This window comes from Methylophaga sp. UBA678, assembly GCF_002299105.1.
GTDB classification, from domain to species: Bacteria; Pseudomonadota; Gammaproteobacteria; order Nitrosococcales; family Methylophagaceae; genus Methylophaga; species Methylophaga marina.
Genome location: NZ_DBNG01000031.1, coordinates 1 through 25,720, shown reverse-complemented (window position 1 = coordinate 25,720; position 25,720 = coordinate 1). Strand labels below are relative to the sequence as shown.

23 protein-coding genes are annotated in these 25,720 nt (G+C 42.6%); 17 read left to right on the top strand and 6 right to left on the bottom strand.

All coding sequences use genetic code 11. The features are described 5' to 3' along the window. The first annotated feature begins 30 nt into the window (after positions 1-30). From B3014_RS13935 to B3014_RS13920, 4 genes are all read left to right on the top strand, one after another. Complete coding sequence (locus B3014_RS13935; protein WP_289243451.1) at positions 31-441, top strand: hypothetical protein; 411 nt, start codon at positions 31-33, stop codon at positions 439-441. Between the two features lie 96 nt (positions 442-537). Further along, positions 538-1,776, top strand: coding sequence for a hypothetical protein (locus B3014_RS13930; protein ID WP_289243452.1), 1,239 nt, complete (start codon positions 538-540; stop codon positions 1,774-1,776). 48 nt (positions 1,777-1,824) lie between these two features. Then, positions 1,825-2,463, top strand: coding sequence for an MBL fold metallo-hydrolase (locus B3014_RS13925; RefSeq protein WP_289243453.1), 639 nt, complete (start codon positions 1,825-1,827; stop codon positions 2,461-2,463). Between the two features lie 10 nt (positions 2,464-2,473). Next, positions 2,474-3,103 carry a carbonic anhydrase gene (locus B3014_RS13920; RefSeq protein WP_289243454.1) on the top strand — a complete coding sequence of 210 codons (630 nt, stop codon included), beginning with the start codon at positions 2,474-2,476 and terminating at the stop codon, positions 3,101-3,103. Positions 3,104-3,129: 26 nt separating this feature from the next. Here B3014_RS13920 and B3014_RS13915 read toward each other — a convergent pair whose 3' ends face one another. Then, entirely contained in the window at positions 3,130-3,669 is a 540-nt protein-coding gene (locus B3014_RS13915) for an outer membrane protein assembly factor BamE (RefSeq protein WP_289243455.1), read from the bottom strand. 78 nt (positions 3,670-3,747) lie between these two features. Here B3014_RS13915 and fur point away from each other — a divergent pair, with 78 nt between their 5' ends. Beyond that, positions 3,748-4,164, top strand: a complete 417-nt coding sequence (gene fur, locus B3014_RS13910) for a ferric iron uptake transcriptional regulator (protein ID WP_286304247.1) — start codon at positions 3,748-3,750, stop codon at positions 4,162-4,164. Positions 4,165-4,172: 8 nt separating this feature from the next. On the opposite strand, the gene recN is transcribed toward fur, so the two are convergent. After that, complete coding sequence (gene recN / locus B3014_RS13905) at positions 4,173-5,846, bottom strand: DNA repair protein RecN (protein WP_289243456.1); 1,674 nt, start codon at positions 5,844-5,846, stop codon at positions 4,173-4,175. Further along, positions 5,840-6,715, bottom strand: coding sequence for an NAD(+) kinase (locus B3014_RS13900; protein ID WP_289243457.1), 876 nt, complete (start codon positions 6,713-6,715; stop codon positions 5,840-5,842). The genes recN and B3014_RS13900 overlap by 7 nt, the downstream gene beginning before the upstream one ends. 169 nt (positions 6,716-6,884) lie before the next feature. Between B3014_RS13900 and ndk the strand changes: the two genes are divergently transcribed. The 7 genes from ndk to pgi are packed head-to-tail and all read left to right on the top strand — an operon-like array spanning position 6,885 to position 14,157. Further along, positions 6,885-7,316, top strand: a complete 432-nt coding sequence (gene ndk / locus B3014_RS13895; protein WP_289243458.1) for a nucleoside-diphosphate kinase — start codon at positions 6,885-6,887, stop codon at positions 7,314-7,316. Positions 7,317-7,325: 9 nt separating this feature from the next. Continuing rightward, the gene (gene rlmN, locus B3014_RS13890) at positions 7,326-8,426 is read left to right on the top strand and encodes a 23S rRNA (adenine(2503)-C(2))-methyltransferase RlmN (protein ID WP_289243459.1); all 1,101 of its coding nucleotides are present in this window, start codon (positions 7,326-7,328) and stop codon (positions 8,424-8,426) included. Further along, positions 8,423-9,190 (top strand): type IV pilus biogenesis/stability protein PilW, encoded by a 768-nt coding sequence (gene pilW / locus B3014_RS13885; RefSeq protein ID WP_286304251.1) that lies wholly within the window; start codon positions 8,423-8,425, stop codon positions 9,188-9,190. The genes rlmN and pilW overlap by 4 nt, the downstream gene beginning before the upstream one ends. After that, a complete protein-coding gene (locus B3014_RS13880; RefSeq protein ID WP_289243460.1) occupies positions 9,190-10,107 on the top strand; it encodes a RodZ domain-containing protein in 918 nt (305 codons plus the stop codon). Before pilW ends, B3014_RS13880 begins: the two co-directional genes overlap by 1 nt. After that, on the top strand, positions 10,107-11,231 hold the full coding sequence (ispG, locus tag B3014_RS13875; protein WP_320165962.1) for a flavodoxin-dependent (E)-4-hydroxy-3-methylbut-2-enyl-diphosphate synthase: 1,125 nt from the start codon (positions 10,107-10,109) through the stop codon (positions 11,229-11,231). Before B3014_RS13880 ends, ispG begins: the two co-directional genes overlap by 1 nt. A gap of 2 nt (positions 11,232-11,233) precedes the next feature. Then, positions 11,234-12,490 (top strand): histidine--tRNA ligase, encoded by a 1,257-nt coding sequence (hisS, locus tag B3014_RS13870; RefSeq protein WP_289243461.1) that lies wholly within the window; start codon positions 11,234-11,236, stop codon positions 12,488-12,490. Positions 12,491-12,519: 29 nt separating this feature from the next. Next, positions 12,520-14,157 carry a glucose-6-phosphate isomerase gene (gene pgi, locus B3014_RS13865; RefSeq protein WP_289243462.1) on the top strand — a complete coding sequence of 546 codons (1,638 nt, stop codon included), beginning with the start codon at positions 12,520-12,522 and terminating at the stop codon, positions 14,155-14,157. A gap of 59 nt (positions 14,158-14,216) precedes the next feature. Here pgi and glgB read toward each other — a convergent pair whose 3' ends face one another. Further along, on the bottom strand, positions 14,217-16,397 hold the full coding sequence (gene glgB / locus B3014_RS13860) for a 1,4-alpha-glucan branching protein GlgB (RefSeq protein ID WP_289243463.1): 2,181 nt from the start codon (positions 16,395-16,397) through the stop codon (positions 14,217-14,219). 97 nt (positions 16,398-16,494) lie between these two features. On the opposite strand from glgB, the gene glgC reads away from it, so the two are divergent. Genes glgC through B3014_RS13840 form a run of 4 tightly spaced genes read left to right on the top strand, consistent with a single transcriptional unit; the run spans position 16,495 to position 21,278 of the window. Continuing rightward, a complete protein-coding gene (gene glgC / locus B3014_RS13855; RefSeq protein WP_286304256.1) occupies positions 16,495-17,763 on the top strand; it encodes a glucose-1-phosphate adenylyltransferase in 1,269 nt (422 codons plus the stop codon). Then, the gene (locus B3014_RS13850) at positions 17,753-19,435 is read left to right on the top strand and encodes a glycoside hydrolase family 57 protein (RefSeq protein WP_289243464.1); all 1,683 of its coding nucleotides are present in this window, start codon (positions 17,753-17,755) and stop codon (positions 19,433-19,435) included. Before glgC ends, B3014_RS13850 begins: the two co-directional genes overlap by 11 nt. A 3-nt stretch (positions 19,436-19,438) precedes the next feature. After that, positions 19,439-20,887, top strand: coding sequence for a 4-alpha-glucanotransferase (malQ, locus tag B3014_RS13845; RefSeq protein ID WP_289243465.1), 1,449 nt, complete (start codon positions 19,439-19,441; stop codon positions 20,885-20,887). Positions 20,888-20,900: 13 nt separating this feature from the next. Continuing rightward, positions 20,901-21,278 carry a glycine cleavage system protein H gene (locus B3014_RS13840; protein ID WP_289243466.1) on the top strand — a complete coding sequence of 126 codons (378 nt, stop codon included), beginning with the start codon at positions 20,901-20,903 and terminating at the stop codon, positions 21,276-21,278. On the opposite strand, the gene B3014_RS13835 is transcribed toward B3014_RS13840, so the two are convergent. After that, the gene (locus B3014_RS13835; protein ID WP_289243467.1) at positions 21,254-22,375 is read right to left on the bottom strand and encodes an anhydro-N-acetylmuramic acid kinase; all 1,122 of its coding nucleotides are present in this window, start codon (positions 22,373-22,375) and stop codon (positions 21,254-21,256) included. The genes B3014_RS13840 and B3014_RS13835 overlap by 25 nt on opposite strands. A 6-nt stretch (positions 22,376-22,381) precedes the next feature. Then, entirely contained in the window at positions 22,382-23,959 is a 1,578-nt protein-coding gene (locus B3014_RS13830; RefSeq protein WP_289243468.1) for an OapA family protein, read from the bottom strand. Between the two features lie 132 nt (positions 23,960-24,091). Here B3014_RS13830 and tyrS point away from each other — a divergent pair, with 132 nt between their 5' ends. Further along, positions 24,092-25,288, top strand: coding sequence for a tyrosine--tRNA ligase (gene tyrS, locus B3014_RS13825; RefSeq protein WP_289243469.1), 1,197 nt, complete (start codon positions 24,092-24,094; stop codon positions 25,286-25,288). The last annotated feature ends 432 nt before the right edge of the window (positions 25,289-25,720 follow it).

The window sequence follows — 25,720 nt, the reverse complement described above, 5'->3', positions numbered from 1 at the left end:
GAGTAGATATAAAAATGACGGAGTAATCACATGCAAAGATTAAGTGTTCTATTGTGTTTTATCTATATGGCCTTTTCAATGAATGCTTATGCCATGAGACTACCACCCGTACCTGCTGAGCCAATTTATTTTGAACCGCCAGTGGTAAAACCCGATCAAAATATGCAACAAATGAGCTGTTATCAAGTTGATAAAGCAATCAATCAGTTACATCCTTACCGGTACACTTATAAGCCTAGTTTTTATAAAGATGATGCAAATAAAGCAGCTACCGCACTCATCATGATCGATAGCATACCGATTGTTCAAGGCTGGCTAGGATTAGGCTATTTAGGGTATTCTGCTTTAGTAGAAGAAAAAGAAGATAGACGACAGCTACAAGTAGAGCAACAGATATCAGCATTACAACGTATAAAAGCAGAAAAGCACTGTTATGAGTAAAACTGATCTCAATCAAATATCCTACTGATTTTGTTGTGAACTTGATTAAAAGTCATGTACTATCAGAATACTTAAATGCCCAGAGAGGTAAGAAATATGACTAGCACGTTTGAAATTAAAGCAAAATGGTACGAAGCTAATCTAAAAACAGCGAGAGAGTCCAGAAGCAAATGGTATGAGGCTAACCTCAAACCATCTATAAACATTGCCAAACCTTGGTATAACGCTAACAAGCGTCCAGCGAAAGACGTTGAGATTCCTTGGTACAAAGCTAACTTGGTTGAGCATATTGAAACCAAAAATAAATGGTATGCAGCTAATCTAGACCAAGCCGTTCAGTCTGTACGCGCTACTCGTAAATGGTATGAAGCTAACAGAAGCCAATCTGAGGTTGAAAAGCGCTGGCAACATTTCAGTGAAGAAATGTACAGTGATGTAAAAAAAGCTTGGATGCGTGTGAATCTTGATCAGGCACGTGAAAAACGTATCAAATGGTATGAAGCAAATCTGAACAATACTCCTACCGAAAAACATTGGTATGAGTTCAGTGATGAAAAATATTCAGACACCAAAAAGAAATGGTACGAAGCCAATTTACAAACAGCTCGTATTAATCACAGCAAATGGTACGAAGCAAACATTCACCCTGATCCTCACGCTGAAATCAAAAAGCGTTGGTATGAGTCTAATTTAAGTTTAATTCGCACGCGTCAAGTCAAAACCAAATGGTTTGCAGACAACGCGGCTATCGCTAGAGAGAACCAAAAATGGTACGAAGCCAATCAGCGACCTGCTAAGGTTTCCGATACACCTTGGTACGAGGCTAATATTGCAGCGCACATCCACACTAAAAACAAGTGGTACGAAGCTAACTTGAAATCTGCAGTTGCAGCTGTTCGTGCAGAACGTAGTCGTTGGTACGAAGCAAATGATAATCAGCCTACGCAAACGCACTGGTATGATTATAGAGAGGCTAACGACACTGATTGGAAATTAGCTTTCCGCGAAGCGAACTTAAAACAAGCTCGTGAAAAACGTATTAAATGGTATGAAGCGAATCTCGATAACACACCGACAGAAAAACATTGGTATGAAATCAGTGATGAGCTGACAACTGAAACAGATAAAAAATGGTACGAAGCCAATCTGGAGAAAGCGCGAATCAGCCATAACAAATGGTATGAAGCCAATATGCATCCAGATCCACATGCTGATATCAAGAAAAAGTGGTATGAGGCTAATCTTGACTTAGCAAGAACACAAAAAGTGAAAAGTGATTGGTTCAAGCAGAATATGATCACTGCACGTGAATCAAGCAAAAAGTGGGATAAGTAAACTGTAGAGAGAACTCTACTGAAAGGCGTCAACGGGCATGGATTTTAGATGTTAAAAATCGAATGTATCACCGTTGGCGCCTTTTTTGTGAATACCTATTTGATTATTGATGAAGCGACAAATGAGGCTGCCATCATTGATACCGGTGAGACAACAGAGCTCGCTGATTATCTTGAAACTAAACGTGAAGAATTTAAGCTAACTAAAATTCTACTAACACACGGTCACCTTGATCATGCTGGCTCTTTGAAAGACATACAGTATCTATTTGACGCACAAACCTACCTTCCAAGATTAGACAAACCTTTATTCGACACACTGCCACAACAAGGCGACTGGTTCGGTGCTCCACATATGAATCGACCATGTGGCAGAATTGATCATTTTGTTGATGATGGCGATATCATTAGTCTAGGAGAAACAGATTTAACCTTTATTTCAACTCCAGGACATACACCTGGACAAGGTTGTTACTATACTAATCAAGATATTTTCGTGGGGGATACCTTGTTTGCCGGCAGTGTAGGGCGCACTGACTTACCCATGGGAGATGCTGCTCTGATGCAAAAGAGTCTGAGAAAACTGTCTTCATTACCCGGTTCTTTGATCGTTCACTCCGGTCATGGCCAAACGACTACAATAGCTGATGAGAAACGTCACAATCCATTTTTACAATTTTTGAGATAACAATAACAACATGCCGACGACGTATAAATTGCTAGAGGGTTTTTCTCGATTTAAAAAAACATACTTTGGTGATAATAGAGCACTGTATGAGAGTATGAAAACAGGGCAGCCAACAAAAATACTTATGATTGCTTGTTGTGATTCCAGAGTTGATCCTGCGATTTTAACGGATTGCGATCCTGGTGATATTTTCACCGTAAGAAATGTGGCAAACCTTGTTCCTCCATGTGAAACAGATAATAACCATCATGGCACAAGCTCTGCGCTGGAGTTTGCGGTGAATTCGCTAAATGTAGAGAGCATCGTTGTGATGGGCCATGGCAATTGTGGTGGTATACGTGCTTTATGGCAAAGTGATGGTGTCGAAGATTCCAAATTTATCCATCGCTGGGTGTCTATTGCGAAAAGCGCTAAGGACTGGGTAAAAGTCAATCATAAACATGAACATGAAAGTGTTCAGTTAAAGATGTGTGAACAGAGAGCTGTACTTGTTTCTTTGGAAAATCTGATGACATTTGAGTGTATCAAAGACCGTGTTGAAGCCGGGAATTTACGATTACATGGGTGGTACTTTGATCTCGATAAAGGTGAGTTGATGTGCTACAACCCGACCACTGACAAGTTTGAAAAACCAGCATAAAAAAGGCGCCTTTGGCGCCTTTTTTATTATTGAATATCTCTATCAGGAATTTGCTGTTCATCTACATCAGGTTTAGCGGGATCTGTACCTTCGATGACTTCAATATCTTCGTCATCATCCCCGAGACCCACCAGACTTTTTAGCTTTGAATACAGGCCAGTGTTTTTCTCTGTTAAAGGCACGATAACATTTTTATCCTGGCGTTCAACCTGTGGTAGATCTGCTCTAGCCACAGTGCGTGTATCACCATCAATGCGTGCCAATTTTTCTGACTCATCAAAGTAAAGGGTGATACGGCGTTGTTCGCGATCTTCTCCGCCGGGTTGATAACTATAGACATAGTCCCAGCGATTCGGGTGAAAAGTATCAATGAGTAATGGCGTGCCCATAACATAGGCGACCTGATTTTTCGTCATGCCTGGCTCAAGTTGATTGATCATTTCTTGAGTAACATCATTACCTTGCTGAATATCTATGCGATAAACACCTGGTATTTTATCGGTGCTGCAAGCTGACAATGACAAAATAACTGCCAAGGAAAGGCTGTAAACAACGGAGCTTTTCATTTAGTATTGATTTCTGTAGTTAATTACCAATCTGCGATGATACTCTATTCGCAGCATTTCTACGAGGCAACAATAATAATGGAAAGACAAGATTTACGAAAAGCTGGATTAAAAGTGACGCTACCAAGATTGAAAGTCTTGGAAATTTTGGAAACATCGGATTTGCGTCATATGAGTGCGGAAGATGTGTACAAAGCACTTCTGGATATGGGAGAAGAAATAGGCTTAGCCACGGTTTATCGTGTACTAACGCAGTTTGAGGGAGCCGGACTAGTTTCCAGGCTCAGCATTGAGGGTGGACATGCTGTATTTGAGCTACAAGACGGTAGTCATCATGATCATCTACTGTGTGTGCGCTGCGGCAAGATTGAAGAGTTTTTCGATGAAGTCATCGAGCAACGCCAAAAAGCCATCGCTAAAGAAAAAGGTTGGGAGATGACGGATCATAGTTTATATATCTATGGGATCTGCCAAACGTGTTTAAGAGAAGAATAGTAAATAATCTAGCGTTGAGCCTGATCCAGCATTTCCTCTGCATGAGAACGTGTTTTAGTGGTCAGGTTCACGCCACCTAGCATTCTAGCTATTTCTTCAATACGCTGTTGTTTATCGAGTTTATCAACAACAATATGAGTGCTGTCTTTTAAATGTTTTTTACTGACCTGTAATTGATGGTGTGCTTGCGCAGCTACTTGCGGTAGATGTGTAATGCAAATCACTTGTTGCGTTGCAGCTAACGCTCTTAAATGTTGACCCACCACCTCAGCAACACTACCACCAATACCTACATCCACCTCATCAAAAATTAAGGTTGGGACCGTTCGTTTTCCAGCCGTGACAACTTGAATTGCCAAGCTGATCCGGGCAAGCTCACCGCCTGACGCCACTTTCGCCAGCTCACCTGAGGGTTGTCCGGGGTTTGTTCTGACTAAAATTCGAACACTGTCCATACCGTGCTCTGAAAATTTCTGATCTGGATTGGCGATTACTTCAATATCAATTTCACCAGAAGGAATGGCCAGCTGTTTGATAGAGGCTGAAATTTGCTTTGCTAGTGGTTTAGCCGTTTTGATTCGTTTCTGGTGTATTTCTTCGCTTAGTGTCCGGCAAACCTTCTCTTTTTCAGCTAATTGTGTTTCGAGTTCAGCTAGATGCACTTCACTGGAAGAGAGTCGGTCGAGTTCTACTGTTAATTCTTGATAGAGTTCGGGTAACTCCTCGACTTCGACTTGATGTTTTCTCGCGATATCGTGGAGCTGGGATAGTTCATTCTCAATACTGTTTAATCGTTCCGGATCGAGATCGATATGATCCAAGTATTGACGTAACTCATCTGCCGTTTCATCAAGATTGATAATAGCCGCATTAAGTGTTTCTACAGCGCTAGCGAAGCGTGGTTCAACATGCTGAAGCTTTTCAAGTTCGCTTAAAGTATGGTTGATTATGTCGTATGCAGCCGCTTGTTCCTCATCAAAGATGCGATGTAAGCCTGCTTCTGCTGTACTAATTAACTCAGCAGCATTAGCAAGTTGGTTTTGCTCTTGAAGAAGCTGCTGGATATGTGATTCCGATAATTGGAAATTAGCCAGTTCACCTACCTGATATTGCAATAATTCCTGTTTGGCGCGTTGCTCATCAGACTGGCTTTTCAATTGTTGGAGCGCTTGCTGTGACGATGACCAATCTCGATAAGCCAATTTAAGTTTATCGAGTAATGCTTTGTTATCAGCAACAATATCTAATATTTCGCGCTGAGTCTGAGGCCGTATTAATGATTGGTGTGCATGTTGTCCATGTATGTCGATACTTCGCTCACTGACTTCTCTTAAAAGTGCCAGTGGAACCATACGACCGTTTATATAACCTTTTGAGCGTCCATCACGACTGATTGTACGACGAAGGTGACATTGCTCCTCTTCATCTAATTCATGGTCTTTTAACCATTTAGCTAAGCTTACGTTGTTGTTCAGATTGAAGTCGGCTTCAATTTCAGCACGCTCTGCACCGTGCCGAATCATATTCGAGTCTGCGCGATCACCTAGCACTAAGCTAAGCGCATCCACTAACATCGATTTACCAGCACCAGTTTCTCCAGTTAGCGATGTCATGCCAGGCTCAAAATTAAGAGCAAGATCTTCTACCACCGCTAAGTTACGAACACTCAGACCTACTAACATGTTAACTTTCTTCCCCATTCCAGTTTGGCACGAAGAATAGAATAATGGTCGTGATCTTCAAGATGCAATAGCCTGATTCGACTTTCATGTTTTTCTATACGCACAGTGTCGCCGGGCTGAAGAACAAGCCCAGGGCGTCCATCACAAGTTACCATTGCGGTAGTGATATTGTTTTCACTTAAAGTAATTTCGATGACATTATTTGCTGAAACTACTAGCGGCCGATTGCTGAGAGTATGTGGGCAGACTGATGCTAAAACCACCACATCCAGGTCCACATCCAATATTGGACCTCCTGCAGACATCGCATAGGCAGTTGAACCCGTCGGAGTCGATACCACAATACCATCTGCACGCTGACTGTTTAGAAACCGGCCGTTGATATGGGTTTCGAACTCAATCATATGCAAATTTTGATATGAATGAATGACCACATCATTCATTGCTATGCTTGGAGGTTTCGTGCCGCCAGTGATGCTTGCATTCAGCAGAAATCGACTGTCATTCCGGTAATGACCACAAAGAATGGCATCAAGCTGATGTGATAAATTCGTTAAAGTAACATCAGCGAGAAATCCTAGACGGCCAACATTGATACCCACAACGGGCATATTGGTACCGGCAAGCGCTCTTGATGCAGAGAGCAGGGTGCCATCCCCGCCTATAGCGATGGTCAGATCACAATGAGTTTTGAATTCCTTAATGGAGATAACATCAAGTGATGGTAAAAATGAGAGTGGTTCGTTACATACAACAGTCAAGTCACGTGTAGCTAGAAACTCGTTTACCTGCTCAACCGCATTTTCCATAACAGGGTCGTCTTTACGAATAAAAAGTCCGATACGCTTAAATGCAGATTGGGTAGTCAAAATGGCTTCCTATGGTTATAAAACGGTCATCTGATAGTAATGCTTTTGCCATAAAATCCAAAGTAAAAACAGATTTAACGTGATTTGTTTCACAACATTGATATTAGATGGCTGAGAAATGCTAGAATATCAGGATTTTCTTGACTCAAATTAAATATAGAGGAATAACATGGCGATTGAACGCACTCTTTCTATCATCAAACCTGATGCTGTTGCAAAAAATGTGATTGGTGAAATTTACACACGTTTTGAAAAAGCGGGCTTAAAAATTGTGGCTGCAAAAATGATGCACTTATCACAAGAAAAAGCAGAAGGTTTTTACGCTGAACACAAAGAACGTCCTTTCTTTAAAGATCTTGTTAGCTTCATGACATCTGGTCCAGTCATCGTTCAAGTTTTAGAAGGTGAAAATGCTGTCTTAACACACCGCGACCTAATGGGCGCAACTAACCCTGCTGAAGCAGCGGCGGGCACTATCCGTGCTGATTTCGCGCAAAGCATTGATGAAAATGCGGTTCACGGTTCTGATTCTGTTGAGAGTGCTACACGCGAAGTGTCTTACTTCTTCGCTGATAATGAAGTTTGTGCACGCACACGCTAAGAGCTGATTATGACTGAACGCACGAATCTTCTTGGATTAGATCTGAATGGTCTGGAAGCGTTTTTCGTCGAACTTGACGAAAAACCTTTCCGTGCACGTCAGCTTTTACAATGGATACATAAATATCGAATAACAGACTTTGCTGAAATGAGTAATTTGAGCAAAGCCTTAAGAGCAAAATTAGACGCTGTCGCTGAGATTAAGCTGCCGGAAGTGATGCACGAGCATGTTTCTCAAGATGGAACACGGAAATGGATTATCAAGTTATCCTGCGGTAATGCCATTGAAACGGTCTTTATTCCTGAGGGGAGTCGAGGTACGTTATGTGTGTCTTCACAAGTCGGTTGTGCACTGACGTGTACTTTTTGCTCAACAGCGCAACAAGGTTTTAATCGCAATCTGGATGCCGCGGAAATCATCGCCCAGCTATGGATTGCTAATGAAGCTTTAGGTAAGGATCCCAAAGGCAATCGTGTTGTCACGAATGTCGTGATGATGGGCATGGGGGAGCCATTAGCCAATTACAACAATGTCGTAACGGCGATGAATCTAATGCGAGATGATTTTGGTTATGGCATTTCGTGGCGACGGCTCACACTAAGCACGTCAGGTATGGTGCCAATGATTGATAAACTTCGTGAGGATTGTCACGTGAGTTTGGCTATTTCACTGCATGCCGCGAATGATGAGTTAAGAAATCAAATCATTCCGCTCAATCAAAAATATCCCATTGCCGAATTACTAGCGGCATGTAAGCGTTATGTTGTTGGACAACAGCGTCGTCACATTACGGTTGAGTATGTCATGCTCGATGGCATTAATGATTCAATACAGGATGCAAAAGATCTCGTCAGGATTTTAAAAGATATTCCCAATAAAATTAATTTAATTCCTTTCAATCCTTTTCCTGGCACGCATTACAAATGTTCATCACGTAATCAAATTGTGCGCTTTCAGCAATATTTGATCGACCAAGGTTTAGTGGCTACGGTCAGAAAAACAAGAGGTGACGACATTGTCGCTGCCTGTGGTCAGTTAGCAGGTGAAGTGCAAGATAAGTCGCGCCGTAGTGAACGCATGAAGGCCCAGGAGGTTGTAATTCATCGATGAGTAATCGTGTCAGTAATGCTTTAGTCGTGATGATGTTTGTTGTACTTACAGCGTGTAGCAGTAATGGTGGAACAAGAAGTCAATATGTAGCAAAGGATGCAAAAGCAGCTGATATCAATATGCGTCTTGGCTTGAATTACATGCAACGAGGCGATTACAAGATCGCACTTGAAAAGCTTGAGAAAGCGCTGAAACAAAATCCTAACCTACCCAGTGCGCACAATACCATCGCTCTTTTGTACCAACGCTTAGATGAAAATGAAAAAGCCGAAGAGCATTTTGAGAAAGCGATTCAGCAGGAACCAGATTATTCTGAAGCTCAAAATAACTATGGCGTCTTTTTGTGTCAGCAAGGCCGCTACGATGAGGCGGAGAAACGGTTCCTGAAAGCTGTAGAAAATCCGCTCTATTCAAGCGCGCCGCTTGCCTATGAAAATGCAGGGTTATGTACAGCAAAAGGGGGAGCCATTGATCGCGCTGAAGGTTATTTCCGTAAAGCATTACAGATGGTGCCTGGGCTACCCAAGTCTTTGTTACAAATGGCTGATATTAGCTATCAACAACAAAACTACTTACAGGCTAGGGCTTACATTCAACGGTTTCAGCAAGCAGCCAACTGGACGCCTCAGGCTCTCTTGTTAGGCATCAGAGTGGAAACCAAATTAGCTGATAAAAATGCCGTATCTAGCTACAAACTTATTTTGCGTTCTCGTTTTCCTGATTCGGATGAGATGCGTATTGTTAACCAAGGGCTTGTTGAGTAATGAGTGATTTGAATGACGATTTTGTGGTGAGTTCTAACAGCCCGAGTTTAGGGGCCCGACTCCAACAAGCACGTGAAAGCAAGAATTTGTCACTAGCAGAGGTGGCGACACAGCTGCGGCTCACCAAAGACATTGTCATGCATCTTGAAACGCAACAATGGGACAAATTACACGGGCGGACCTATGCCCGCGGATATTTCGCCAGTTATGTAAAATTCTTGGGCCTGCCCCAAGAAGAAATGCTGGCCGTCTTCAATGATGAATATAAACAGAGTGACAGTGAACCAAGGTTGGTCAAGCCGGTTGGTACTGAAGAACAAAAACCATTGCCATGGTTGATGATTCTCTTTTTTCTTGTCGGAATTTTCATTCTCTGGTCAGCATATCAACAATGGCAGTCCAATAGAGCGGCTGATGAAACAGCAACAAGCGAGTCCAGTGAGATCGTCACCGAGCAAAACGACATGGATGAGGCCAGCAATACAACCTTTAATGACGATTTGTCTCAATCAGAGCCAGAAGACTCATCAATCTCAACAATGAATGACTTGAACAATACAACCGAGTCAAGTGAACAAAATGATAGCGACAATAACATCACAGAGTCGGAAGACCTTGCTTCTGTTGAGGTGAATGAAGACGTTGAGTCTGTTACAAGTGCTGAGCCACATCAAAATATTCTTAAAATGTCTTTTTCTGGTGACTGCTGGGTTGAGGTAACAGATACAGCAATGAATACTTTACTCAGTCAAGTCATGCGAGCAGAACAATCTATCGAACTTAAAAGCGAATTACCTATGAAAATATTATTAGGTAAGGCCACTGTTGCTGAGGTGAGCTACAACAATCAACCTGTTGACTTGCAGCCTTTTACACAAGGTAATGTTGCAAAACTGACTTTAGGAGCTCAGTCATAATGGAAAACTCAACCGTTAATATTCAGCGAAGAAAATCTCGTCAAATTATGGTGGGGAATGTGGCTGTCGGTGGTGATGCACCTATTGCTGTACAGAGTATGACAAATACGGAGACAACAGATGTCGCTGCCACAGTAAGTCAAATTCAGGCATTACAAAAAGTGGGTGCAGATATTGTGCGTGTTTCTGTACCAACCATGGATGCGGCAGAAGCCTTTGGTAAAATTAAACAGCAGGTATCTATTCCTCTTGTCGCGGATATTCACTTCGATTACAAGATTGCGTTACGCGTTGCTGAATTAGGCGTGGACTGTTTACGTATTAATCCCGGCAATATTGGTAGAGAAGAACGTGTACGCGCCGTCGTTGACAGTGCACGTGATCACGGTATACCTATTCGAATCGGGGTAAATGCTGGCTCATTAGAAAAAGAGCTTCAAAAAAAATATGGCGAACCGACTCCCGATGCATTAGTTGAGTCAGCATTGAGACATATTGATATTCTGGATAGATTGAACTATCCCGATTTTAAAGTCAGTCTCAAAGCGTCAGATGTGTTTATGACCGTGCATGCCTATAGAAAACTTGCTCAGCAAATTGAACAGCCTTTACATCTGGGGATTACGGAAGCCGGTGGGCTTCGTTCTGGTTCTGTTAAATCTGCTATTGGCTTGGGTATGTTGTTGTCAGAAGGGATTGGCGACACCATCAGGGTTTCGCTTGCAGCTGATCCGGTTGAAGAAATCAAAGTCGGTTTTGATATTCTTAAAAGTTTGCGCATTCGAAGTAAAGGCGTGAATTTAATTGCATGTCCTTCCTGCTCGCGCCAACAGTTTGATGTGATCTCAACCGTTAATGCACTGGAAGCAAGATTGGAAGACATCACTGAACCGATGGATGTGGCTGTTATCGGTTGCGTTGTTAATGGTCCCGGTGAAGCTAAAGAAGCTGCTATTGGGCTGACAGGAGGTACACCAAACCTGCTGTACGTTGATGGTAAGCCAAACCACAAAGTCGAAAATGAAGCGTTGGTAGACGAATTAGAACAGCAAATACGTAAACGTATTGAAATACAAAAACAGCAAAAAAATATTAAAACAATTCCGATAAAGGATCTGAGTTAGACGTGGCAGAGATAATCCGCTCTATAAGAGGAATGAATGACCTTCTTCCTGAAACAACACCATACTGGCAGGTCATAGAAACGACCTTGAAAAATGTCCTTGCTGGTTATGGTTATCAAGAAATTCGTTTTCCGATTGTCGAAAAAACAGAGCTTTTTAAACGCTCCATTGGTGAAGTCACAGACATTGTAGAAAAAGAAATGTATACCTTTGAGGACCGCAATGGAGACAGTTTAACGTTGCGTCCAGAAGGGACAGCAGGTTGTGTTCGTGCTGCCATGGAAAACGGTTTACTGAATCAAACGCAACGCCTTTGGTACATGGGGCCGATGTTTCGTCATGAACGTCCGCAAAAAGGCCGTTATCGCCAGTTTCATCAGTTGGGTGTAGAAGCATATGGCTTCGATGGCCCAGATATCGATGCTGAAATGATTATGCTGACAGCGCGTCTTTGGAAAGCGTTAGGTCTGAAAGGTGTGACTCTCCAGATAAACTCACTTGGAAGTACTCAAGCCAGATTAGCTTATCGCGAAGTTTTAATTGCCTATTTCGAAAAGCACCAAGCTGAACTCGATGAAGATAGCCAAAGACGTCTACACTCAAATCCACTACGGATTCTGGATAGTAAAAATCCTGCAATGCAGGCATTAAATGAAGCGGCCCCCAAACTGATTGATCATTTGGATGATGAATCTAAGCAGCATTTTGAACAGTTATGTCAGATCCTCGATAGTGTTGGTATTGATTACGAAATTAATCCAAGGCTGGTCAGAGGTTTGGATTATTACGGAAAAACCGTTTTTGAATGGGTAACCGACCAGTTGGGTTCACAAGGTACTGTCTGTGCTGGTGGCCGTTATGATGGTTTAGTCGCTCAATTGGGTGGAAAAGGCGCCACAGCGATTGGTTTTGCTATTGGTCTGGAACGACTTGTCGCACTGCTCGAAGCAACCCAAGCATTACCGGATATTAAACAAACTGATGCCTACTTAGTCGCTGTCGGTGAACAGGCAATGGCACAAGCACCGTTATTAACAGAACGTTTGCGTGATGAACTTCCTGGCATAAAGTTGATTAGCCACTGTGGTGGTGGTAGTTTTAAAAGCCAATTTAAACGCGCAGACCGAAGCGGAGCGCGTTGGACACTTATTCTGGGAGATGATGAAGTGTCCAGCCAAACAATCGGTATAAAAACCATGGAGACAGGGGAGCAGCAGACCATAAAATGGGCTGATCTGCCTTCATTCCTCAGTCAATAATTATAACTAATACAAGAAATCTAAGAACTATGACACCTTTGAATATACCTGAATGGCAGTCTTTGGTCAGACACTATTCTGACCTGAAATTCGTATCCATGCGTGAACAGTTCGCGTTGGACTCAAGCCGGTTTGAACGATTTTCAATCAAAAGTGGTGATTTGTTACTGGATTACTCCAAAAACCGCATCACCCAAGAGACCGTAGATAAGTTAATTCAGTTGGCTGAAGCTGTTGAGCTACAAGACTGGATTGAGCGTATGTTCAAAGGTGAAGCGATCAATCACACAGAAGGTCGGGCTGTTTTGCATACTGCCCTTCGAAACCGAAGTAATATGCCTGTGATGGTAGATGGCAAGGATGTTATGCCAACGGTTAATGCTGTGCTTGAAAAAATGCGTAACTTTTGTGAGCAAGTACACAATGGCACATGGTTGGGCTTCTCCGGTAAGAAAATTACCGATATCGTAAACATCGGCATTGGCGGTTCTGATCTGGGGCCAGCGATGATTTGTGATGCGCTTGAACCTTATGGCATCGAGGGTATGGGCGTGCATTTTGTCTCAAACGTCGATGGTACTGATCTCAGCACAACTTTAGAAAAATTGAATCCTGAGACAACCTTGTTTGTTGTGGCTTCAAAAACATTTACCACTCAGGAAACAATTACCAATGCTCATTCAGCAAGAAATTGGTTTCTAAAAAAAGGGAAACAGCAAGATGTGGCCAAACATTTTGTTGCGGTTTCTACTAATGCCACAGAAGTAGCGAAGTTTGGTATCGATACCGCGAACATGTTTGAAATTTGGGACTGGGTAGGTGGTCGTTATTCACTGTGGAGTGCCATCGGCTTACCCATCGCCTTGTATACGGGAATGGGTAATTTTGAGCGATTGCTTGATGGTGGTCATCAAATGGATAAACATTTCCGTGAGCAGCCTTTAGCAGAAAATATTCCTGTCATCATGGCAATGCTGGGGATCTGGTATGTGAATTTCTTTAATTCACAAACGCAAGCCATTGTCCCCTATGATCACTCATTAGCTCGTTTTCCAAGCCATATGCAGCAACTTGATATGGAGAGCAACGGCAAGTTTATTAACCGTTCTGGTGCACGAATTAACTACAAAACAGGTCCTGTAATTTGGGGCACGCCTGGTACCAATGGGCAACATGCATATTTTCAGCTGATTCATCAAGGCACGCAATTAATTCCGGTCGACTTTGTTTTACCTGTGAATAGTCATTATCCAGAGTGTGACCATCAGTCTATTCTACTTGCGAATGGTCTAGCACAGGCCGAAGCATTGATGAAAGGGAAAACCGCTGAGGAAGTGCGTGCTGAGCTGGTTAAAGAAGGTTATGAAGGAAAAGAACTCGAAGCATTATTACCGCACAAGGTTTTCCCGGGTAACCGACCAAGCAATGTATTGCTATTCCCTAAATTAACGCCTGAGATGTTGGGACAGTTAGTGGCCTTGTATGAACATAAAGTATTTGTTCAAGGGGTTGTCTGGAATATTAACTCTTTTGATCAATGGGGCGTGGAACTCGGCAAGCAATTAGCAAAAGCAATCGTGCCAGAGTTGAAAGATGATGCTGATATTTCTGCTCACGATAGCTCAACAACGCACTTGATTAAACTCATTCGCGAGTTAAGACAGTAACAAAAATCGCTTAATATTCCCCCTGAGAACTCAGGGGGAATCATTCCTGTTCAAATTTATTAATGTTTCTTCTGTAATATTAGCCCAGAAAGTGGTGGTAAATTCAGCTGAATTGAATAAGGCCTATCTGACCAAGCCGTTTGTTCAGCTGAGATAATACTGGGGTTATGATAATTACTTCCTGCGTAGTACTCTGAGTCTGAATTGATAATAATTTCATACTCTCCAAGCTCAGGCACGCCGAGTCTATAATTATCTCGGGGGACTGGCGTAAAGTTAAATATTGCAATGATAAATTCTTCATCATTTTTGCGTAGATAACTTAAAATCGAATGTTCTCTATCATTGCAGTCAATCCATTCAAAACCTTGTGGCTCGAATTCGTGCTTATACAAAGCGGGTTGACTTTTATAGGTGATATTGAGGTCGGCGACTAATTTTTTTAGCCCTTGATGCACAGGGTAGTCCAGTACATACCAGTCTAAATCTTTTTCACAATTCCATTCACTGCCTTGACCAAATTCACATCCCATAAACAGCAGTTTCTTACCTGGGTAACTAAACATAAAGGTATAAAGCAGTCGAAGATTGGCAAATCGCTGCCATTCATCGCCCGGCATTTTGTATATCATCGGACGCTTACCATGAACTACCTCATCATGTGAGAAGGGCAGTACAAAGTTTTCTGTAAAAGCGTACAAGAGGCCAAATGTCAGATCGTCATGATGATAGCGGCGATGTATCGGATCTTGTTGCATATACTCCAAAATATCGTGCATCCAGCCCATGTTCCATTTCATTGAGAAACCTAAACCACCAATATCTGTTGGCCGTGAAATCATTGGGTATGAGGTTGACTCTTCTGCCGTGATAATACAGCCAGGATGTTCACTGTGTAGTACGCTATTCACATGTTTGAAAAACTCGATAACTTCAAGGTTTTCACGGCCACCATATTGATTAGGTAACCATTCTCCTTCTTTTCTTGAGTAATCGAGGTAAAGCATTGAGGCGACGGCATCGACGCGTAACCCATCGATATGAAACTCTTCCAGCCAATAAAAAGCACTGGATAAAAGGAAGTTAAAGACTTCTTTTCTTCCGTAATTGAAGATAAGTGTGCCCCAGTCTTGATGTTCACCACGCCTCGGATCCGCGTGTTCATAAAGGGCTGTACCATCAAATTTGGCAAGTCCATGTGCGTCTTTAGGAAAGTGGCCCGGTACCCAGTCTAAGATCACACCGATATCGTGCTGGTGACATAGGTCAACGAAATACCGGAAGTCATCAGGCTTACCAAAACGGCTGGTAGGTGCAAAATAGCCCGTGGTTTGGTAGCCCCATGAAATATCGAGAGGGTGCTCTGTAATCGGTAGCAATTCAATGTGAGTAAAACCCATCTCATTCACGTAGGGAACGAGTTCATCGGCGAGTTCACGGTAATTATAAAATCGCCCATCCTGATGACGCTTCCAGGAACCAAGATGCACTTCGTAGACAGAATGCGGCGTGTGCAGCCAATTACTTCGTTCACGAGTGGTCAGCCATTCTTCATCCATCCACTGGTGAGTGGTTGGTGTGCTGACGATTGAGGCTGTTCCAGGTCTTAGCTCACATTGTTGTCCGTAAGGATCCATCTTAAGATGTAAAGAGCCTCCTTGACGGCTACGAATTTCGAACTTATATAACTCACCTGGCATCAGCTCGGGAATGAACAGTTCCCATACGCCAGTGGCGCCTCTGACTCGCATTGGATGACGTCGACCATCCCACTGATTGAAATTACCAACCACACTGACACGTTCTGCGCCGGGCGCCCATGTTGCAAATAAGGTGCCTTTGATTCCTTCTATTTCATAATAGTGCGCACCTAGAATTTTATAAGCATGCCAGTGTTTACCTTCTGCAAAAAGGTGAAGGTCATAATCTGATATTTGAGGCATGATGCTGTAGGGATCATGATATGCGACTTGCTCACCATTATGGCGGTGGCGGTGAATTTTATAGGGCCATTTAATCGTTTCCTGTGGACCTTTCCATAAGAAAAAGTCACTTCCTTCAACACGTTGCATGGGTAGTTCGCCATCTATGAATGCCTTGTCTGTATCAGGCAAAAAGGCACGGATTTCGGCTTGCCCGGCGTTTTGATGGAGCCCTAGAACACTGAAAGGATCATGATGACGTGCTTCTATAATTTTAATGATGTCTTCATTCAAATTGTTGTCAAAAATCATCGTCATAATGTCCTGTAAATTTTAATTGCTGTATGTAGCTCGCTTGTGGCAGGCTAACAATATTACAGCACAAATAATAGGTTTTTTGCCGGAGAATTCATCTATGAGTGAAAACAATAGTACCCGTTTTGTCAGCCGTCTTACACGAGATACCTTGGCATTAATCTTAGCCGGCGGTCGTGGTTCGAGGCTTAAACAACTGACAGACTGGCGTGCTAAACCCGCAGTTCCTTTTGGAGGGAAGTTCAGAATTATCGATTTTCCTTTGTCGAATTGCGTGAACTCAGGCATTAGACGTGTAGGCATACTGACTCAGTACAAGGCTCACTCTCTAATCAGACATGTCCAGCAGGGCTGGGGGTTTATGCGAGGTGCGCTGGGAGAGTTTGTGGAGTTATTACCCGCGTCACAACGTAATGAAAGAGGCTGGTATGCGGGTACAGCCGATGCTGTATATCAAAATATAGATATTTTAAGAAACCACGGTCCGGAATATGTATTAATTTTAGCAGGCGATCATATCTACAAAATGGATTATGGTGATATGCTAGCTGAGCATGTCGCTCAGAATGCTGATATGACGATTGGCTGTATAGAGGTACCTATCGAAGAAGCCAAGTCCTTAGGTGTCATGTCGGTCGATGCAAATAGACGCATTGTTGCGTTTAATGAAAAACCTGATGAGCCGACTCCCATTATTGGGCGAGAGGATGTAGCGCTTGCATCCATGGGGATTTATGTTTTTAACGCGGCATTCTTGTACGAGCAGCTAATTAAAGATGCTGATACTCGCACTTCTAGTCACGACTTTGGTCATGACATTATTCCTAACTTGATTAAAAATTATAAAGTCGTTGCTTTCCCATACAAAGATGTTCAGGGAAATGACCCGGGCTATTGGCGTGATGTGGGTACTATTGATGCTTTTTGGTCAGCCAATCTCGAATTGATTGGTGTTACACCTGAATTGAACTTGTATGATGATGATTGGCCTATATGGACACATCAAGCACAACAGCCGCCGGCAAAATTTGTTTTCGATGATGATGACAGAAGAGGGATGGCCGTAGATTCGATGGTGTCAGGTGGATGTATCATCTCCGGCTCTACCGTTCGACACTCTGTGTTGTTCTCGAACGTTGAAGTTCACAGTTATTCATTAGTTGAAGATAGCGTTATCTTGCCGGATGTGACCATCGGCCGACATTCTGTTTTGAAACGAGTGGTCATCGATAAAGGCTGTGTTATACCAGAAGGTACAGTTATCGGTGTGGACTTGGAACAAGATGCAAAACGTTATTACGTCTCTCCTAATGGTGTGGTTTTAGTCACGCCAGAAATGCTAGGACAAAATTATCGTTATGTCAGATAAAATTAAAGTCGTACTATGCTGGCACATGCACCAGCCACAATATAGCGAGCCTATGGGTGGCATGTATCAGCTACCTTGGACGTATCTTCATGCTATTAAAGACTATGTTGATATGGCATGGCATCTAGAAAATGTGCCTGGTGCGAAAGCCGTGGTGAACTTTGCCCCGACGTTACTGGAGCAACTTGCCGATTATGATGAACAGTTACAGGGACGCTTCAAAGGTACGGGGCGGCTGAAAGATCCATTACTCATCGCATTAGATTCTCCCGTTCAGCCGGTGCATGCCGAGGAGCGTAAGACCTTGATTAATGCCTGCTTACGCGCTAACGAGGAAAAACTGATTCAACCATTTCCACATTTTGCCAAGTTAGTCAAAATGGCTCGTTGGTTGATGAATGACCCAGAGCGTCTTAACTATGTGAATGATCAGTTTATGATTGATATGCTGGTCTGGTATCACTTGGTTTGGATGGCCGAATCAGTTAGACGAAGCGATGTTCGTATTCAGGCATTGATGAAAAAAGGTCGTCATTATACATTTCATGATAGGCGGCAGTTGATGATAGTGATTGGTGAGCTCTTAAAAGATTTGCTTCCGCGTTATTGTCGTCTAGCAGAAACCGGGCGCGTTGAATTATCTGTCACACCTTATGCTCATCCTATTATCCCTCTTTTACTGGATATGAACTCGACGCATGAAGCCATGCCCGATGCTGATCTTCCTCTAGAGACACACTACCCTGGAGGTGAGCAACGCGCACATTGGCATATGGATGAGGGGGTGAGAGTCTTTGAGTCTTTCTTTGGATTTAAACCAAAAGGGTGTTGGCCATCAGAAGGCGCCGTATCTGAAGAGACATTAACCTTAATTGCAAAACATGGATTTAGTTGGGCTGCAACGGGTGAAAATGTGCTTCGTAACAGTTTAAAGCTCTCTGGTATGGCTGATGCCAGTATACATAAACCATACAAGCTACCCGGCACATCACCTGTATGTTTTTATAGAGATGATGGCTTATCAGACATGATTGGCTTTACCTATACAAAATGGGGCGCAGATGATGCAGTCAATGACTTTATTCATCACATTCAAAACATAAAAGCGAACACAGAAGGGGATGACGATAGGGTTGTTTCTGTGATTCTTGATGGTGAAAACGCCTGGGAGTACTACTCCTACAATGGCTACTACTTTTTACAGAGTCTATATCGAAACTTGTCTGAGCATCCCGATATTGAACTTACTACCTTTAGTGAGTGTCTTGAAAATGGTGTTCAAGCAGCTGAGCTTCCCAAAATGATGGGCGGTAGCTGGGTATATGGAACCTATTCCACTTGGATTGGTGACAAGGATAAAAACCGAGCTTGGGACCTACTCAGTGATGCAAAAAAAACATTTGATAAAGTACTGGATAATGAAACCTTTGAACCTGAAATGAAGTTGGCGTTAGAGCGACAGTTAGCTATCTGTGAAGGATCGGATTGGTTCTGGTGGTTTGGTGACTATAATTCTGCTGACAGTGTCAGTGATTTCGAACGTTTATATCGTCTCCACTTATCGAATCTTTATCAGATGCTGGGTGAAGTTGTTCCCCAGAAACTTTCGGAAGTTGTTTCTCAAGGTGGCGTCGGCGCAGAGCAGGGCGGTACCATGCGACGTGGAAGCTAAATAGTGGCTCAAGCAAAAGTATTTAATAAACGACGAAGCGGTATTCTCTTACACATAACGAGCCTACCATCGGGAAATTTAGGCACTGATGCCTTTAAGTTCATAGACTTCTTGTGTGCTTCGGGGTCTACCGTCTGGCAAATGTTACCTCTCGGACCTACCCATGAAGATGGTTCACCCTATCAATGTCTTTCTGCTCATGCGGGCAACAACCGGTTTATTTCACGCGACATACTCAAATCACAAGCCTGGGCAGAACCCGCTAAGCTAAACGACACGAAGATGTCCCGTCTGATGGCGACTGCATACCGACAGTTCATAAAAAATGCGACTGAGGCTGATAAACAATTATTTAATGAATTTTGTCAGGAGCAGCAATTTTGGCTGGATGACTACGTACTATTCCGTGAAATTCGCCATCTTAATCAAGCACGAGCATGGTTCGACTGGCCAGTTGAGCTGAGAGACAGACAACCTGACGCCATAAATAAAATCAAAACAGAACGTGACGAAGCTTTAATGATTCGTCGGTTTGAACAATATATTTTTTTCTGTCAGTGGGGGCAGTTACGCCAATACGCTAATGCAAATGGAGTGAAGCTATTTGGGGACATGCCCATTTTTGTCGCTCACGACAGTGCTGATGTCTGGGCTGAACCAAACTTATTTACACTTGATTCGCAAGGAGTGGCAACACGTGTTGCTGGCGTTCCGCCAGATTATTTTTCTGAGACAGGACAGCGATGGGGTAACCCTTTGTATGAATGGCAGAACCATATTCAACAAGATTTTGATTGGTGGAAACGACGATTAAAAACACAACTTGAGTTATTTGATCTGATACGTATTGATCATTTCCGTGGATTCGAATCCTGCTGGGAAATTCCTGCGAGTTGTGAAACGGCTATAGATGGGGAGTGGAAGCCTGCGCCTGGTGAACAGCTATTCGATTCCTTATTAGCTTATTTTGGTGAACTACCACTGGTTGCTGAAGATTTGGGCATTATTACTGATGAAGTGACCCAGCTGCGTGAGAGATATGGTATGCCAGGCATGAAAATTCTCCAATTTGCTTTCGGGGGTGATGCTTCAAACCCCTATTTACCTCATCATCAGTGTGAAGATAGTGTTACCTATACAGGTACGCACGATAATAATACAACGCTAGGTTGGTATCATCAGCTTGATGAACATACAAAAAATCATGTGCATGCTTATTTTGGCGAGACTGCAGAATCAATGCCTTGGTTATTCATTCGATCTGCCCTGAGGTCAGTATCCGAACTAGCGGTTCTACCTTTGCAGGATGTGTTATCACTTGATGGTAAACATCGTATGAATGTTCCTGGAACCATAGAAGGCAATTGGTTATGGCAGTTTAACTGGGATATGTTTAATTCAGATAATGCAAATAAGTTAAAAGCATTGAATATTTTGTATAGCAGATGCTAGCGACAACCATCAGTTGAAACGGTTTTATACCTCCCAGCATATTTGGATTGATAATACACTCGACCCTGATGAAATAACCTTAGGAATCACTGAGTTTTATCAGGATTTACTGGGTGATATTACTTATATACAAATGCCTACAACTAACAAAACATACAATGAGGCTGAGAGATTGTTTGTGATTGAGTCTTTGAAGTCAGCAACGGAGTTCTTGTCCCCCCTCACTGGCATGGTCACCAAACTAAACTTATCCCTGAATGAAACGCCAAACCTTATCAATCATGATCCATTTGGTACTGGTTGGATATGCCAACTACGAATAGATAAACAAGTAAAGCTTGAACAACAATTTATGACTTATATGGACTATGAATTGATGTTGGATGGATAAATAGCACCTAGTATGCTTGGCTTATCTGCGCCGGTAACGGCTGGAAGATTGCCCGCTTGGTGAGCTAATGTTCGCATGGCCAGCCATGAGAAGGCACAAGCCTCAACCCAATCAGGCGCAAGCCCTAATTTTGACGTTGTCTCTACGCTGATACCAGGCAAGTGTTTTCTCAAGGCATTCATCAAAACTTCGTTATGCGAACCGCCGCCACAAACATAGACGGCATCTGTGTCTTCCGCATAGGTAGTGATAGCGTCTGTAATTGAACGTGCCGTCATTTCCAATAATGTTTTCTGAATATCTTTAGCGGGAATCGCTTTATCAACCTGCGTCAGTATATTGGCTAGCCATTTCAGGTTGAAATATTCCCTGCCAGTGCTTTTGGGGATCGCTTGACCAAAAAAACTGTCCATCATGAGGATATCAAGTAACTCCTCATCCACAGTGCCATCACGAGCCCAATCACCATTTGCATCATATAAATCGAGATGATGCTGTTGGTACCACTCATCCATCAGAACATTACCGGGACCCGTATCAAAGCCGGACACTACGTTTTTTTTATCTTTCGGCAGGATAGTGATGTTACCAATACCGCCAATATTGGCGATCACTCTGTTTTCATTATGAGAGTGAAATAAAGCTTGATGAAAGGCGGGTACCAAGGGAGCACCTTGTCCACCCAGTACCATGTCACGCTGACGGAAGTCAGTGATTGTCGTAATGCCTGTTTTTTCAGCAATCACATTGGCATTGCCAATCTGCATACTAAACGGATATCGACAATCAGGTGCGTGAAAAACAGTTTGTCCATGACAGCCTATTGCGACAATTTGATTAGCTGAGATTTGTGTTTCATCAAGAAGTTGGTTGATTGCTTCACTATAGGCATGACCAAGTGCGACATCAATCTGTCCGAGTTGATGTAAATGTGTTCTCGCTGTCGCGATTAGCTGATGAAGGTCTCGCCTTAATTGCTCACTGAACGGATAGGTTTCCGCTGCAACAAGTTGTATTTGATCATCACTGAAGTCTGTGATCGATACGTCAATACCATCAAGACTGGTGCCAGACATGACACCAATATATAAGCTCATAGAATTTTAATGTTGGTTCATGGCCAGTGTAGGGACCTTGAGAGAGTCCAACTGCACAAGTAGAGTCTGTGACTTTTGTTTAAAATCGGCCATATACTTAGCATTGAGAGGCTCAGCCTTTGGTAAAGCAACCGTAAGAGGGTTGTGATGTACACCATTTATACGGAACTCATAATGTAGATGGGGTCCTGTTGCCAAGCCACTCATTCCAATGTAACCAATCACTTGTCCTTGCTTTACTCGTTGGCCACGTTTTAATCCTGATTTGAATTTCGACATATGAGCATAAAGCGTTGTGTATTTACCACCGTGAGACAAGATAATTACACGGCCATAGCCACCTTTATTTCCAATAAATTCGACTTTACCATTGCCTGTGGCCAAAATTGGTGTGCCGGTCGGGGCCGCATAATCGACACCACGATGAGGGCGACTCGTTTTTAGAACAGGGTGTTTTCTATTAGGATTAAACAAAGAACTGATTCGACTAAAATGAACAGGAGTTCGGGTAAATGTCTTTCTCATACTCTCACCTTTTGGGGTGTAGTAGTGAGTATTACCCTCTGTATCTGTATAACGGACAGCCCGAAACGTCGTGCCTCTGTTCGTAAATTCAGCGGCTAATATATCGCCATCATCAAATTTTTGTCCCTCAAGATAGTCTTCTTCGAAAATGACTTTAAAACTGTCACCTTGACGAAGATCTAAAGCAAAGTCGATATCCCATCCAAAAATATGTGCTAGTTCCATCACTAGTTTGTCTGACAGACCAGCTTTTAAACCTGAGCCGAATAGTGAAGATTCAATTTCTCCGTAGACTTGTTTTTGACGTTTTTCCGTTTCTTTGGTCAGTGTTTCTGCTTTGTATCCATCATCAGTTACTGTTAGCTGCAAGGTTTTAATGGGACTGAAAACAAGTTCAAGCTGTTTTAATTCTGTATTGCCATCGTTATCAGTACTCAGACCAAAGCGAATTTCTTGTCCTGGTTTTAGGTTTAATAGCGGTTTTACCGCTTTCCCTGTCTGAGCGACATTGAAAACATCTCGAGCTGACAAGCCAACTTTAGGAAAAATCAGTGACAGGTTGTCTCCAGATTGAACTGTAACCTGCTTCCATTCTATGGATGAAGTAGTGAGTGTTTCATCCGCTGGAGCTTGGATGTCGTTATCATCGTTTGATTGGTCTAGCTCAGAAAGATGAGCTTTTTCAAGTGCGATTCGCTCGAGCTCAGCAGGATCTGTAACAGGTTTGTTCTCTAAATCAGGTACCTCTACTAAGTCAGTTTGAGGGTTATTGTTTAGTTCTGTCGTTGGAGGGGTTAAGGTGATTTGCGTTGTTTGCTCTGTCAGGGAATCAGACGTTTCAATACGTTCTTTACCAATTTGGCCTGGCAAGTTGATTGTTTGTGATTTGGTATCTGTATTTACTGGGGTGCTGGTGGCAAGAACCATACTGGTCACGAAGACGCCAACGATGCTTGCTATGGATAAGGTGATGAAGTGATGTCGTTTGCCATGGAATTTTTTGTCACTTGAGAACAGTCTTGATTCAGCTCTGGAGTTCAAAAGTCTATTACGTTTCATATGCAAACTCTTGGTGAAATTAAAAATTCTCCCAATTCTCTCAATATTTGATCAGAATTGGAACCCCTTATTTTATGTATGTTGTGATAATATTGCCGACCTCATAAAACACAAGAACTTGGAGTAATCTAAATGATGCCTGTAGATGATGCGATGCTTGAAATTCGTCGTGGTGCGGAAGAAATCTTAGTTGAAAGCGAGCTTGTCGAAAAATTATCATCAGGTAAACCACTGCGAATAAAAGCTGGGTTTGATCCTACAGCACCTGATTTACATTTAGGTCACACTGTCCTCATCAACAAACTACGTCAATTCCAGCAAATGGGACATACCGTAATTTTTCTGATTGGAGATTTCACTGGACTCATTGGCGATCCAACTGGGAAAAGTGCAACTAGGCCACCACTGACTCCTGAAGAAATTGAAGAAAATGCCAAGACATATAAAGAACAGGTGTTCAAAATCTTAGACCCTGAGAAAACGGAAATACGTTTCAACTCTGAATGGTTTAATGAAAAAGGTGCTGACTTCATGATTAAGTTGGCAGGTAAATTAAGTGTGGCACGCATGCTTGAACGAGATGACTTCAAGAAGCGCTTTAAAGCGAACCAGTCTATATCGATTCATGAGTTTCTTTATCCATTAGTACAAGGTTATGACTCTGTCGCACTGGAAGCTGATGTCGAGTTAGGTGGAACAGATCAGAAATTCAACTTATTAATGGGGCGTGAATTACAGAAAGCGGAAGGACAGGACTCTCAAGTCGTGATCATGACACCATTATTAGAAGGCTTGGATGGTGTGAAGAAAATGTCTAAGTCTTTGGGTAATTATGTCGGTATCACAGAAGCCCCTGGCACAATGTTTCAAAAGATTGTGTCTATTCCAGACTCACTCATGTGGCGTTGGTATGAACTACTATCATTTAAGACTATTAAAGAGATAGACAGCTTAAAAGAAATGGTAGAACAAGGAGCAAACCCGCGTGATGTCAAAATTGAGCTGGCACGTGAGATCGTTGCACGATTTCACGGAGAAGAAGCGGCAGCCAATGCACATAAAGGCGCAGGTAACGTCATTACAGAAGGTGAAGTGCCAGAGGGAACACCAGAAATAGAAATTGAACTGGATGGTCAGGTCGAGCTGGCAATTGGAGCCGTGATTAACAAAGCCAACCTAGTGGCTAATTCAGCACAAGCTAAAGACATGCTTAATAATGGCCGTGTGAAACTTGACTGGACTGTTGTAGAGCCCACTCTCCAATTGAGTGCAGGAAAGTATCTTATCCAAGCAGGCAAAAAGAAAATTGCATGGGTGACGCTTAAATAAATAATAAGCAGAATGCATTTCTGCAAAGCGGATATTCTGCTCTATACATAGATATACTATGCGAATCTCTAGCTTAGCATGCAAAAAATCAATTAAAAAAACACAGTAATTCAGACATCTACGTCAATAGAGATGTCAAAGGGAAAATCTTCCTGTTGACGTCTCCTCAATTCACTGTAGAATGCGCTCCTCTTGCTGATGAGGGAGCCTTTCGGGGCTAAGTAAATCGGCAAATGATTTAAAGTTTACGCCGTAACAAAAACGTAAAAATTAAGTTGACAGTCAGGCAGAGAGCTGTATAATTCTCGCTTCTTTGTTGCAGCGAACATCGGCAACAAAACGCTCTTTAATAAACTGGTATCAAGTAATTTGTGTGGGTACTTACGTTAGGTCACTAGAAGATCTGACGCTTAGTATTTACATGCTAACGTC